At 44.5% G+C, this 13,458-nt stretch carries 15 protein-coding genes; 1 reads left to right on the top strand and 14 read right to left on the bottom strand.

The features are described from left to right. The first annotated feature begins 67 nt into the window (after positions 1-67). Positions 68-1,027: an MraY family glycosyltransferase gene (locus tag G9U52_RS14485; RefSeq protein ID WP_375790252.1), complete on the top strand. Its 960-nt coding sequence runs from the start codon at positions 68-70 to the stop codon at positions 1,025-1,027. Positions 1,028-1,094: 67 nt separating this feature from the next. Here G9U52_RS14485 and G9U52_RS14490 read toward each other — a convergent pair whose 3' ends face one another. From G9U52_RS14490 to G9U52_RS14560, 14 genes are all read right to left on the bottom strand, one after another. After that, positions 1,095-1,457 carry a response regulator gene (locus tag G9U52_RS14490; protein WP_166150597.1) on the bottom strand — a complete coding sequence of 121 codons (363 nt, stop codon included), beginning with the start codon at positions 1,455-1,457 and terminating at the stop codon, positions 1,095-1,097. Between the two features lie 322 nt (positions 1,458-1,779). Then, complete coding sequence (locus G9U52_RS14495; protein ID WP_166150599.1) at positions 1,780-2,589, bottom strand: sugar phosphate isomerase/epimerase family protein; 810 nt, start codon at positions 2,587-2,589, stop codon at positions 1,780-1,782. 82 nt (positions 2,590-2,671) lie between these two features. Continuing rightward, positions 2,672-3,676 (bottom strand): hydroxyacid dehydrogenase, encoded by a 1,005-nt coding sequence (locus G9U52_RS14500; protein WP_166150601.1) that lies wholly within the window; start codon positions 3,674-3,676, stop codon positions 2,672-2,674. A gap of 117 nt (positions 3,677-3,793) precedes the next feature. Next, positions 3,794-4,636 carry an AraC family transcriptional regulator gene (locus G9U52_RS14505; protein ID WP_166150603.1) on the bottom strand — a complete coding sequence of 281 codons (843 nt, stop codon included), beginning with the start codon at positions 4,634-4,636 and terminating at the stop codon, positions 3,794-3,796. 146 nt (positions 4,637-4,782) lie between these two features. After that, positions 4,783-5,976: a GNAT family N-acetyltransferase gene (locus tag G9U52_RS39980; RefSeq protein WP_243767328.1), complete on the bottom strand. Its 1,194-nt coding sequence runs from the start codon at positions 5,974-5,976 to the stop codon at positions 4,783-4,785. Between the two features lie 97 nt (positions 5,977-6,073). Further along, positions 6,074-6,709: a pyridoxamine 5'-phosphate oxidase family protein gene (locus G9U52_RS14520; RefSeq protein ID WP_166150605.1), complete on the bottom strand. Its 636-nt coding sequence runs from the start codon at positions 6,707-6,709 to the stop codon at positions 6,074-6,076. Positions 6,710-6,755: 46 nt separating this feature from the next. Beyond that, positions 6,756-7,577: an ABC transporter permease gene (locus G9U52_RS14525; RefSeq protein ID WP_166150607.1), complete on the bottom strand. Its 822-nt coding sequence runs from the start codon at positions 7,575-7,577 to the stop codon at positions 6,756-6,758. 2 nt (positions 7,578-7,579) lie between these two features. Further along, on the bottom strand, positions 7,580-8,392 hold the full coding sequence (locus tag G9U52_RS14530) for an ABC transporter permease (RefSeq protein WP_166150609.1): 813 nt from the start codon (positions 8,390-8,392) through the stop codon (positions 7,580-7,582). Further along, complete coding sequence (locus G9U52_RS14535; protein ID WP_166150611.1) at positions 8,389-9,438, bottom strand: ABC transporter ATP-binding protein; 1,050 nt, start codon at positions 9,436-9,438, stop codon at positions 8,389-8,391. The genes G9U52_RS14530 and G9U52_RS14535 overlap by 4 nt, the downstream gene beginning before the upstream one ends. Before the next feature lie 81 nt (positions 9,439-9,519). Further along, positions 9,520-10,260: a methylenetetrahydrofolate reductase gene (locus G9U52_RS14540; protein ID WP_166150613.1), complete on the bottom strand. Its 741-nt coding sequence runs from the start codon at positions 10,258-10,260 to the stop codon at positions 9,520-9,522. Positions 10,261-10,507: 247 nt separating this feature from the next. Continuing rightward, a complete protein-coding gene (efp, locus tag G9U52_RS14545) occupies positions 10,508-11,065 on the bottom strand; it encodes an elongation factor P (RefSeq protein WP_166150615.1) in 558 nt (185 codons plus the stop codon). A gap of 78 nt (positions 11,066-11,143) precedes the next feature. Then, a complete protein-coding gene (locus G9U52_RS14550) occupies positions 11,144-12,217 on the bottom strand; it encodes a M24 family metallopeptidase (protein WP_166150617.1) in 1,074 nt (357 codons plus the stop codon). Positions 12,218-12,281: 64 nt separating this feature from the next. After that, positions 12,282-12,725 carry a type II 3-dehydroquinate dehydratase gene (gene aroQ / locus G9U52_RS14555; protein WP_166150619.1) on the bottom strand — a complete coding sequence of 148 codons (444 nt, stop codon included), beginning with the start codon at positions 12,723-12,725 and terminating at the stop codon, positions 12,282-12,284. Between the two features lie 105 nt (positions 12,726-12,830). Beyond that, the gene (locus G9U52_RS14560) at positions 12,831-13,340 is read right to left on the bottom strand and encodes a YqhR family membrane protein (protein ID WP_166150621.1); all 510 of its coding nucleotides are present in this window, start codon (positions 13,338-13,340) and stop codon (positions 12,831-12,833) included. Positions 13,341-13,458 lie beyond the last annotated feature (118 nt).

Raw genomic sequence — 13,458 nt, forward strand, 5'->3', positions numbered from 1 at the left:
GCTTCATCGACAATTTCCGAGTTTGCAGGTATACTTATTTTTATCATAATAATCGGTGGTGACAATTATTTTATACGCTTTTTCCTTTCTAGTATCCTTCGTTATTGTTTTGTTATTAATCCCACCCTTTGCCAAGCTAGCTTTCCGCTTAGACTTTGTGGACAAGCCCCGTGAAGACGTCGAACGCAAAATACATCGGGAGCCGATTCCGCTTACGGCAAGCTATGTGATCTTCATCGGTTTTTTTGTTACCTATTTATTGTTTACAAGAGATTTCACTTGGCAAACCGGAGCCCTCTTTATAGGCGGTGTCTTATTGTTAGTAATAGGGACACTGGATGATTGGTATAAAACTAAAGGCAAAGACTTTCCAGCTCTGCCTAAGCTGATTGTACAAGTATCTGCCGCTGTTGTCGTTTATGCCTCGGGGATTACATTCGATGGATTTTACAATCCATTTTCGGGCGAATATGTGGTGCTTCCCGTTATATTGCAATTTTTCTTGACGATTTTATGGATTTTCGGTGTGACTACGGTCATTAATTTTTCCGATGGCATGGATGGCCTAGCAGGCGGGCTTGCTGCCATATCTGCCGTCACCTTGTTTATTGTAGCCGTAGCGAAAGGACAAACGAATTCCGCCATTATGGCCATTATATTAGTGGGCGTTACAGTCGCCTACCTGCGATATAACAAGCCCCCCGCCAAAATTTTTATGGGAGATGCGGGTGCAACCTTCCTCGGATTTATCCTGGCAGTCATTGCCCTGGACGGTGCCTTCAAGCAAGCTACCGTATTATCGTTGTTCATTCCGATACTTGCGCTGGGCGTTCCGATCTTTGACAATATTTTCGTCGTGATCAAACGGTTCCTGCAAGGCAAATCCATCTATCAGGCAGATGCGAGCCAAGCCCATTATCGGTTGCTTCGGGCAGGGCTTAACCACAAGCAGGTTGTTTTGTTCCTGTGCCTCATTAGCACCTGCCTTTGCTTATCGTCCATCATCCTGCTGCTCGTCCAAAGTTAGCAATAAAGCCACCCATGACCACAGCTACTGTGGATGGGTGGCTATTTATATGAAGGCGGATTAAATATTATATATTCAGCACTTTACCGATCGCTTCTTCTATACGTTCTTTCTGAAATGGTTTGACTAAAAAGTCCCTTGCACCCGAGTCAATCGCTGCTTTCACCATTCCTATTTGCCCCATCGCTGAGCACATAATGATTCTCGCTCTCGGATCGTGCTTAATAATATGCTGAACTGCCAAAATTCCGTCCATCTCAGGCATCGTAATATCCATCATTACCAAATCAGGCCGAAGTACTTTATAAAGGGCTATCGCCTCCAGACCATTTGCTGCCTCTGCTACAACCTCATGTCCTAAATCGGTAACTACTGTGTTAAGCATCCTACGCATAAAGGCGGCATCGTCTGTAATTATGATTTTAGCCATGAAGGTTCCTCCTTTTAGCTGTATAATATTATTACATGTTGTTATGTATAATAAACCTCCGTTATATGCCATTATACGGCATGACCAGAAAAATGCGTATTAAATTTTGATCAATTTTAATTAAAGCCCAAAGTCTCCTCTAAACAACCCATATAATAAACCGTCTGAATATGTCTGAACGCGAAAAACCGTCAGGCAAGCTGCTCCTAACGGTGCATTATATAAACTCCTATGATTGAGCATGGATGAGGACAGGCGTATTTAGCTTGAGCTGTTATTGAAGTCCCGTACTATTAAGCTCTAAAACCGGGCAATGGATTTATTAAGCTAATGCCCGCATAAATTGTGCATATTGAGGAAAAGCAATTTCGGCATTTTCGATTTCAGGATGCCATTTCTTTTCCCATTCCAAGGTGTAGTAGCCGTCATAGCCGTTATCATTAAGCAGCTTATACATATCTGCTAAAGGAATATTTCCTTGGCCTGTCAGGCAGTACTGGAATTCACCAGCCGTATCTGCCTTTAGGGCGGAATCCTTGACATGGGTATATTCAATCCAAGGGCTTAACGCATTCCAAGTCTGCTCCGGCTGCTCTCCAAGTGTGCGGAATGGATGGTGAAGATCCCATAATACAGCGGCGGTTTCGGTATCCAATTGCTCCATTACCGCTTTTACATCCTCACATGATGTCCAATCATCATGTGTTTCTAATAGCAGCTTCACACCGTATTCCTTAACAATCGCGCTTAGCTCCTGAAAATGGCTAACGATTGTCTGAATCGCTTCAGCCCGGTTTGTCTCCCCAATCGCCCCACCAAAAACCCTGATATAGCGCGTTTGGAATAAGGAGCAAAGCTTTCCATATTCGATGATTTCAGCCTTATTGGCTTCGAATTTCTCTTTAGAAAACATATGCACCGAGCTCGAGAAGCACGACACCTTTAAACCAGCATCCCTGATTTGATCGCGAGTATGCAGAACATTTTCAGCAAATGCAGGAAGCTTGTAGATGTTCATTTCACCCATTACACCCCGAAAGTCAATAGCATCGAACCCATATTCAACAGCTCTTTGAATAATCACTTCCAGCTCCCAATCCGGGCAGCCTAGCGTAGTAAAAGATAGTTTCATATCTATTCCTCCTCTTCCTTCTCTTTTCTTTCTTGATACTGTACCTTTTCTATTCTACTGCAATACGCTATGCATTTCATGTTTACATCTTCGTCATCCTTAAAAACCGTTCCTCATCTATTTCTCGCAACAGTGGCTGTCCAGCAGAGAATCTCACCAAATCCTCTACGACCATCGCTCCCAACTGCGACTTCCAATAGCCTGAATACGCACCGATATGTGGCAAGCATAGCACATTGGGCAAATTCAGCAGCGGATAATCGACCGCAACAGGCTCATTATGATAAACATCTAGCGCAGCAGAGATTCGTCCAGATGAAAGCTCATCCAAGAGCGCCGCTTCATCAATCAACGGTCCACGGGCAGTATTGATCAGCAAGGATCCATCTGCAAGCAGCTTTAGCTGCGCTTTGCCTATCATGCCCCTGGTAGCGGTGGTTAACGTATCATGTAAGGAAACAATCCGGCTGCGGCTTAGTAACTCTTCTAGGCTACATAAAGTAACGCCAAGCTTCTGTGCTTCATCAACAGAGCAATACGGTGAACACAACAGAATGTTAGTATGAAAGCCATGTAGAAGCCGGATCACCTCACGCGAAATTTCTCCGAAGCCGATTATACCTACCGTCTGCCCGGATAACCCCATAACGGTGTTACCTGTACCGCTTGCTCCCCAATTACCTATTCGGAGCCGGTTCTGGTGATGGTTAATTTCCCAAGCTGCGCTTAACATAAGCGTTATCGTACATTCCGCGGTAGATCGAGCCAATGCCGTATTGGCATTAACCACCTTAATCGGGCTGCGGAATACAATCGGATCCACATGTGACGTTAATGTTCCTGCTGCATAGCCGATAAAGCGAAGCTTGTCTGCCTTGGCAAGCACTTCTGCGGTAAATTTGGGCGAGCCCCAGGAAGTCAGGCAGGCATCATAACCCTGAATATCCTGCTCGAATTGGGCAGCCTCATATGGCTGGTCCTCGGTTACCCAATCTACGTCGGTGACTGACAGCAATTGGCTCATGACCTCTTCGCTAAACAGTAAATCCTTTAGCTCTTTTTTCCATATTGTGACTAAGGTTTTCATATTTCATCTCCAAACATTAAGCTTTGTTTATTATTGAAATCGCATTCATTTAGCTACATCCTTATTATAACGCAGCTGTGCCCAAGGGCAACTTCGCAATCTTCCAACAAAGCTACACTATTTACCTGTGTTTGCCTGATTCTTTTTATATTCGAACGGAGTTACCGCATAGCTTTGCTTGAACATTTTATAAAAATGGCCGGTGTGCTTATAGCCAACCGCCTCCATCACTTCACCTACAGACATATCCGAATGCAGCAACAGCTCACCCGCTTTGCGCAACCTAAGCTCCAGCAGAAAGCCGGTGAACGTCACACCTGTTACGACTTTGAACAAGGAGCTAAAATAATTCGCAGATACGGAGATGCGTGCGGCTGCCTCCTTTAAAGAAAGCGGCTTGTCGATATGCTGCTCCATATAATGGATGACCTCGCGGATCGCCTGTTCATAGCCAGAATCATCCTTATGCGCCCAGCCTCTAATTTCACGGTTGATAATCACCAGAAACTTCAACAAATCTGCCCGCACCGCATATTGATGGTAGGCATCCTTTAGCTCCATTTCAAGCTTGATGTCCTCCATCAAACGCTCAATCACAATTTGTGAACGGGGTGACAAATTAATTAGCAATACACGAGACAAAGAAACATGGGCAAGCTCCTCAATATGCCCTTCCAAGAGTGAAGGCATAAAATCCAGCTGAACCAGCTCAAAGGCTTGCCTATCAATCGGCATAAAGCAATGCATAGCCGAAGGGGGAATCGAAAACAAGTCTCCCCGCCTCAGCTCCCGCTGCTCATCGTTGACAACATGCTTGCAAACCCCATTCAGCATATAGCATATTTGCAGAAACTCATGCCCGTGGGGACTCGGATTAAAATGCGTCTCTGTACGTATTTCATGCTTAATTGGAAAATCATCCTTCATAAAATCCTTGTAGCGGAAAACAGGTACATCCATCACGATCACCTCTCAGGAGTCATCCCATCCCTTTACTAAACTTTTCTGCTTCTTATTCTACGACAACTTTTACAGCTGAAGTTTGGCCGGGGTACGATGTGAGCATAAGTCCATTTGACCAAGCCTTCACACTCTTACCCAACGGTTCAATAATAATAGGCCATCAAATGCTCATCATATCCCTGGCCCTTATGTACAAGCGCATTCTTTTCCAAGCCGTAAGCCTCAAACCCTAATTTCTTGTAAAGCTCGAATGCCGCATAATTCGTCGAAACCACACTCAACTTAAGCTGCTGGAGACCACGTAATTCCCGTCCTCTGGCGATCACTTCCGTAAGAAGCTCTTTGGCAATACCCTTCCCTCGATATTCAGGCTTGATATAAACGCCCCAAATCATCCCTTTATGTCGTTGCTTAGTGGATGGCTCTCTTCTAAATCCGGTTATGGCGATCAGCTTACCATCCTCGGTGAACGCACCCAGAATGTAATTATCTGCATCATTTTTAATTCTTTTTACTACATCAGCCATTGATTCTCGCAGGGAGTCCTCATAAGATGCTCCGAATGCTTCCGGATTTAGCCTTAAGGCTTCAAGCCTTAGCTGCCAAAAAATTTCCACATCCCACACGTTTACTTCTTTGATCGTCCATAAACTCGTATCTTCCTTGGGAAAATCTAATTCTTTGATCACCTCTAAAGGAAGTGCAAATTTCTTATACGTGCTTTCAACACGGGCCTGGAACCAAATCGCTTGATAAGCATGCAGTCCTGCTTGATAAGCTCCTTCTAATTCATTGGAACCGCCATCGCCTATAAATATGGTTTCTTCAGGGGTAACCTGCAATCGTTCGCAAGCCAACTGATAGATGCGCAGATCAGGCTTAGCCACTCCAGCTTGATAAGAAAATATCACCTCGTCAAAAAAAGGAGCGAGCTCACACTCCTTCCAAGCCGTAACCTCCTCTTCGGCACAATTGCTAATAAGAGCCAGCTTGATACCATGGTCCCGCAGATTTTGCAGCAGCTTGATAAGGTCAGGACGAATCGTAAGGAAAGGCAATTTCTTTTCTTCTACTCTTTTTTCATATAAGTATTGTACGGTCTCGGGATGATAACGTAACCCAGCATGCTCTAAAATATCTCTTACAACGGCTATGTAATTAGGGAAAAAGCCTTCCATTCGCTGCTGGTGCCGACTTTCCCATTCTTTCTTGAAATCCTCATTGGTCATGCCTAAAAAATCCATATAATTATAAAAACGATTGGAGATACGTTCCCCTTTTGAAAATTCAGAGACTAAGGTCTCAAATAAATCAAAAATAACGGCTTTGACCTTCAAAGTACCAGCTCCTCATGTAAAACTTGATGACTTTATTTTATCATGAATTGCGGTACATTCTTTGTTATTTTTTTAGAAGCATATCGATTCCGTACAATCAGTATAACCGCTTCACATAGCTTTCCTGCAGCCCTTTCTCAATCACATCTATTGGGTATGCCTTGGAGTTTACATGGGCTGCTAATATCGCTGGAATGGAAGGCAAAGCATTTCCCGGTGACCAGGTTTTCGCATCCCAGACTCCTGAGCGTTTGAACGCTTTCGCGCAATGAATAAAGCATTCCTCAACTTCTACTCCGATGCCCAATAGGGGCTGCTTATCTCTTGCTTTCATCCTGCCCAGAATCGCTTCGTCTTTGATGATCACGGCTTTCCCATTCATCCTTAGCGTTTCTTCCAGACCAGGAATCATAAATAGTAATCCAATTCTCGGGTTTTCCAAAATATTTCGAAATGAATCGATTCTGCGGTTGCCTGGACGTTCAGGAATAACCAAATGCTGCTTATCCATAACTAACACAAACCCAGGCGCATCCCCGCGGGGCGATACGTCACAACGCCCTTGCCCGTCTGCTGTAGATACGAATAATAAGGGAGACAATGCGATAAAATCACGGCAATGTTGGTCTATATGTGTAATCGTTTTTTTCTGGACAAGCTCGCTTGGATAACCGACGAGGTCTCTGATTTCTTGTTCGCTCGTTATGATTTGTTGAAAAGGATGTGTGGACATTGGATTAGCTCCGTTCCTACGGTATATGATTCTAGGTTCCCATGCCTCAACCCGCCACACTCGAATACTTTCGAATGCCAAACGACCACAGCCAATAAGCCAAGGCCATCACGATTGCCGCTACAGCCGGAACTCCCCAAGCCGCCCAGCTATACTGCTCGGGACGCAGCAGAAATGCCGCCGGGAAAAAGCTGCCTAATGCATATGGGATCACATAGGTCAGCAATACGCGCAGGATTGGATGGAAAATCTCCAGCGGATAACGTGTAAAATCATACAGCCAGTTCACTGGATAAATCAGTGAACGGATTTCCTGCACCCAGAAGGTCAGTACACTGATTGTTAGCAGGATCGCGAATTGAATAATAGCGCTGCTGAATAAGGCGACCATACAATAAAGGAATGTCCACACCGTCCAAGACATATCCAAATGTGCTGCGGAATAAACCATAATTACGACCCCTGTGACAAGCTGCCCGACGCCATTCAACTCCTGCGACAGCCCGATTGTTTGGAATAACACACCCACCGGGCGAACCATCATCACATCCATCAGCCCACGGCGGATATAGCCCGTCAACGAAAAAGGGGCATTAAACAAAGTTTGGTTGAGCGCTTTACCCGTTGCGGCAAGCCCAAAAATAAAAATCATTTCATAAAAGCTCCAATCCGCCAGCTTAGGGATTCGCTGGAAGATAACCGTCAGAAACAGCAGCGTACTGCCTTGTGCCAATATGCCTGCACCTACGGCAATTAGCGTATCCGAACGGTATTCCACTAATGTTTTTAAATAAATTTTCAAATATTGGCCGTATAAGCCCATTAAATAAATCGACTGCTGCCATATATTTCTTCTCGGAATTAACATGTTCATCCTCCATTAATGGTCATGTGCTTGGATGCTTTCATCCACAAGAGCCGGCTAAGAACAATCATAACCAGAGCCCAGCCAAGCTGCTCCAGTAACGAAACCATCATCGTCCAGCCCGATAACCGTCCTGTATATATGGATAAAGGAATATATGCCATTGCCTGAAACGGCAAGTATTCAAGCACCTTTTGCATCGCTGCAGGATAAAATTGAAACGGAATCAACGTTCCGGCGAAAATATCGACCAAAGCCTTTTTGGCCACCTGGACGCCAAAGGTGTTCGTCGTCAAGAACGAAACCATCATCACAATCGAGTTTAAGCTGAACGCGACAAGAAAGCCAATAACCAGGCTGACTCCAAAACCAAGCGCAGCATACACATCTGCCGGTGGAGAGATGCCAAGCACGAGGATAAGCAGCAGCATTGCCGGAATGTTGACCCAAAGCATTTCCACGACAAAATAGCCAAAAGCCTCCATAAATCGTTGCAATTGAAAATCGACGGGTCGAATCAAATCCAAGGCGATATCACCGGAGCGAACGCGACTGGCTACCTCATACACAGGCGCCCGTTCTGCTGGGGACCATCTGGCAAAATTAATTGCTTGTCCAACCATGACATAGGTGATCAATTCCTGCCAAGGCATGACCGTATTCGTGGAGTATTGGTAAATGGCTTTCCAAAGCATGAAGAATAGGGTGCAGAAGATCAAGGTCGAAATCAACGTCATAATAAAATCAAAACGGTATTGCATCCTTTGACGAACAGCAATTCGGGACATCCCCGCCATGCGTTGGACGGTTTGCATCATTGTGCGATCGCCTCCTTGGCGATCCTTTGCTGCTGCTTAGGATTCCCATCCATGCCTTCGCGATAAATTCGGCTGATTAAGGCATCCACACTTTCATCCTGCATCGTCAAATCACGGGGATTGGCTCTGTCCAATAGCAGCTTTAAGAGCTCAGAGGTATCGACCCGAGTTTGATCATAGGTTATCCTTACAACCAATTCATCCGTATGTACTTTAATACCTTCCCAGTGGGCGAAGACCTCCGCTACCGCCTTTGCAGAAACAGCGTCTAAGTATGCAGCGCGAATCTGCCGCTCCGTGGCAAAATTATCCTTAATATATTGCAAACTGCCGTCATAAATCAATTTCCCTTTATCAATGATCATCGTCCGGTGGCAAAGCCGTTCAATATCATTCATATCATGCGTGGTCAGCAGGAGTGTAACGCCTTTTTCCCGATTGATTTTTTCAATGAAGGCACGAATACGTTCCTTGGCGACCACATCCAGTCCAATCGTAGGCTCATCCAAAAATAAAATCTCAGGATCATGCAATAAGGCTGCCAAAATTTCGCAGCGCATGCGCTGCCCCAATGATAGCGTTCTCACCGGACGATCCAATAAATGGCCAACCTCCAGAATCTCGGAAAATTCCCGCAAATTGTGATGGTAACGTTCCCATGTAATACTGTACATGTACCGCAGCAAATCAAAGGAATCCTTGACAGGCAAATCAAATAAAAGCTGGCTCCGCTGTCCGAACACAACCCCAATTTGATAGCTGCTTTGCTTGCGGTTTTTGTGGGGCAATAAGCCAGCTACATGAATACTGCCGCCACTGGGCTCCAAAATTCCCGTCAGCATTTTGATCGTTGTCGATTTGCCGGCTCCATTGGGTCCCAAATAAGCGACGCTTTCCCCTTTTTCAATTGAAAAGCTAATTTCCTCCACAGCTACGACTTCCCGCTTCTCGGGACGGAAAAGGCTCGTTAGTGTACCAAACCTTCCTTTGCGCCTCACCGTGGTTTCAAATACTTTACGAACCTGGTTAACTTCAATCAGTGACACCACGGACATCCCCTTTTACCTAAATATTCCTGCATTATATCACATTCACAAGTAAATAAAGGGTTATATTCAAAATTTTAGTCAGTTGAAAATTCCTTCCAAATAAAGCTTTAAATCAATTTTTATCGGCATAAAATAGAGATTACTATTCGTTTTTCGGGAAAAGTCCAGAGCCTCTTTAGCAAACTTAACGTTCCATTCCAGGGTAGGCTCGAAGCCTTTTGGGAAAATCGCATTATTCTTGGTTTCCCAATAGTTCCGAGACTTCTGTGAAATCACGGGCGACACTCCCCAAAAGATATCCACACCCTCTAGCAATTCCTGATAAACCTCCATAAGTCTGATATCAAAAAACGGTTGCGTGAAAAATCCGTCAGCGCCGGCATCCCGCTTTCTTTGGATGTATTCAAATTCCTCCCTTATGCTGCTTCGATAAGGATCTATGGCTGCATAAACGCGAATATGAGGCTGCTCGGACTTTATTTTTTTAATAAGATCAATGCTTGTTGTAGGGAAAATTTCCCTGTTAATGTCTTGCGGATAATCGCCCGTGACGATAAGAATTTCGGTGATTTGGTTTTGATTCAAATAGTCCGCGATAGCGATTTCTTGGTCCATGCCAAAATCAATGGCTCGTATGTGGGGAATACAATACTCGTAATAGGGTTTAGAAAACGCTGAGCCCTCCCAGCTCCGTATATCCAGCCTCAGCAGATCGGGAATATTTACAGTATTAATCGTAGGAAAGTTAGCTTTAATGAATTGAAGCTCATTTTGCAAAACCTCAATACGTCTTGGCACTAGCTCGATGGAAATTCTCATAGGTTTGGTCTCCTTACTTTTAAATACAGGTTAAGCTTCAAGTTGCACCACTCTTTATTCTAAACTTAAACATCATTATAGAAGGACTTGATAGGTCAATCAAGAGTAATCTATTTTACACTTTACCTTATATCAGTACCTCCAATTGATCACATCGTCGTAAAAAACAAAAAAATCCACACCTAAAGTAGTGGACATGAAATGTCAGCACATACATATGGGCATGGATCTATTGCTTTAAGATTAATTAAGCACGTGAAATATATTTGCCTTCACGGGAATCAATTAACAGGGTGTCGCCTTCGTTAATAAACATCGGCACTTGTACAACCAAGCCCGTTTCAAGCTTAGCGTTTTTGCTTGCACCAGTAGCTGTGTTTCCTTTGATTCCTGGCTCCGTTTCAACAACTTTCAACTCAATGCTGTTCGGCAAGTTAATGCCGAGGATTTCGCCTTGGTAGCTCATGATATGAATCATCATGTTTTCCTTCAGAAATTTAAGCTCCCATTCCAATTGCTTGGCATCCAAGCTGAATTGGTCATAGGTTTCAGTATCCATAAACGTGTACTCGGTGCCGCTGGCATATAAATATTGCATTTCACGGTTCTCGATATGAGCCCGGCCAACGCTTTCACCCGCACGGAAGGTGCGCTCAACGGTATTGCCGTTGCGAAGGTTTTTCAGCTTGGAGCGCACGAATGCAGCGCCTTTGCCTGGTTTTACATGTTGAAAATCAATAACGGTAAATAGGTCATGCTCGACTTCGATCGTTAGGCCTGTCTTAAAATCGTTTACTGAAATCACGGAAAAATACCTCCCAAAATTGTGAGCAGCAAGCCTGATGCATATTAGCTTATCCAAGCTGCTGCCAAAGATGTAATATCAATCAAGCACAATTAAATCTTTACTTGAATGCGTTAATATGTGAATACCGGTATCCGTGATGACGATATCGTCTTCGATGCGAACCCCGCCAAAGCCTGGCAAATAAATGCCTGGTTCGACCGTCACTGTCATACCTGGTGTTAAAACCGTATCGCCTTGCACCGATAGCCGCGGTGCTTCATGAATTTCCATTCCTAATCCGTGACCGGTTCCATGGCCAAACATCGCGCCATATCCGTACCGAACGATCACATTTCTGGCAAGCGCATCCGCTTCCTTGCCTGTCATCCCCGGCCTGATCTTGTCTAAAGCTTCTAGCTGAGCTTCAAGCACAATGTCATAAATTTCTTTATGCTTGGCGGTTGGCTTCCCTATAACCACAGTACGGGTAATGTCTGAGCAGTAGCTTTTGTAATATGCACCATAATCCAGCTTAACAAATTCATTGGTTCCAATCACACGCTCACTGGCTTTGCCATGTGGCAATGCCGATCTTTCACCTGAAGCCACAATCGTCTCGAATGAGGTAGAGGTTGCACCATTCCTACGCATGAATATCTCAATTTCAAGCGCTATATCCAGCTCCTTAGTGCCCGTTTGGATAAAGGCTAGGATATGGTCAAAGGTTCGATCAGCCAGATCAGCGGCTTCCTGCATAACAGCAAGCTCCGTGGGATCCTTGATCATCCTCAGCTTCTCTACCAAACCAGAGGTTGCCACTAGCTCAATACCACTTAATGCCTCAGTTGTACTGCGAAAAGAACCATAGGTTACATCGTCTTGCTCAAAGCCTAGCTTGGTAATGCCTTGCTGCTCCAATAGCTCTTTAACGGTAACCATTGGTTTAGGAGCATGCTCGACAACCTCAAAGCCAATGGCTTGTAAAGGAGCTTGCGTCATATAACGGAAATCGGTAAGCAGATACGCCTTTGCTTCAGTGATCAGCACATAGCCGGATGTTCCGGTAAAGCCCGTCATATATTGGCGGTTCGTCGCATTGGTGATGAGCAAAGCTTGTAGCTGATGCTCCTGTAAGGCAGCCCGCAATTTGTCCAATCGTCCCTGTTGCAATGGATTCCCCTCCTAAGAGTTTTTCGTAGGAAAACTTTCTTCGTGCTTCCGAGCCTAAGCTTAATCATTTCACATCATTAAGGTGCTCTACTAGTGCGCGCAGGCCCAGCTCGTACCCGACTACACCAAGCCCGGCTATTTGCCCAAGCGCAACGGGTGCAATAACGGAGATGTGTCGAAACGGCTCTCTTTTGTGAATATTGGAAATATGTACCTCCACGGTTGGAAGCTGCACCGCGCTTATCGCATCACGAATCGCATAGCTGTAATGAGTAAACGCCCCGGGATTCATTAAAATCCCCTGCTGCTTGCCGAAAGCCTCATGAATTTTATCAATCAAAGCGCCCTCATGATTGGATTGGAAGCATTCCAGCTCCACGCTCAGCTCCAGAGCTAGCTTTTGAAGGTTCTCCTCAATCGCCTGCAGTGACCAAGAACCATAAATACCTGGCTCACGAACACCCAGCATATTTAAATTCGGACCATTTAACACTAGGATACGGTTCAAAGTAGACCCTCCATAACGAATAACAATATACTAAAATACGCATACCTGTTATTTTACCATAAGTTTCTTCCCTTTGAGAACTGTTTTTTCGAATCATTGGCAAGATTACTCTGGCTGAGGGTTTTGCTTGCTTTTTTTGAACGGCTCGCGTATGCGCTCATCATTAAATTCGAAGGCAATGCTATACCCAATAAATAGTCCCCAAAGCACGAATAAACAAAATTCACTAAGGATCGTTTTTAAATCCATATAGGCAATCCACGGCACCATTCCCGTAATCGGACCCACCAATAAAAATATAAGCCCCCACCAAACAACTCCATAACCTAAGCCTGCCCATGGCCCTGCCGATTTAGCGAGCAATAACGCATACAGCAGAGAGGCAACAATCGAAAATAAAATAAATACGCCCCAGCCCAGCATATATCCTTGCCAAGTGACCAAAAAGCTGCTTTTAAAAAATGGTTCAACCATAAATCCCGGAGTCAGATTGCTAAAGTGGAATAAGCTCTCAAACATTTTCAGGGCTCCCCCTATTAAGCCAGCAAAAAAACCGATATATAACGAAAAAAACCATTTACTCGTGTGGTGTTCTTGATTTTTTCTACCATTCATACGTTTCCTCCGTTCATTTTGCATATGAAGTTGTCTTGGGCTGGAGTATGGATAGTATACGCAATTTTTTGTGAACTAAACGATAGTAGCTTTCTCTCTTTGAATCCGATACAATAAT

Origin of the sequence: Paenibacillus agricola, assembly GCF_011440305.1 — a bacterium.
Taxonomy (GTDB): domain Bacteria; phylum Bacillota; class Bacilli; order Paenibacillales; family NBRC-103111; genus Paenibacillus_S; species Paenibacillus_S agricola.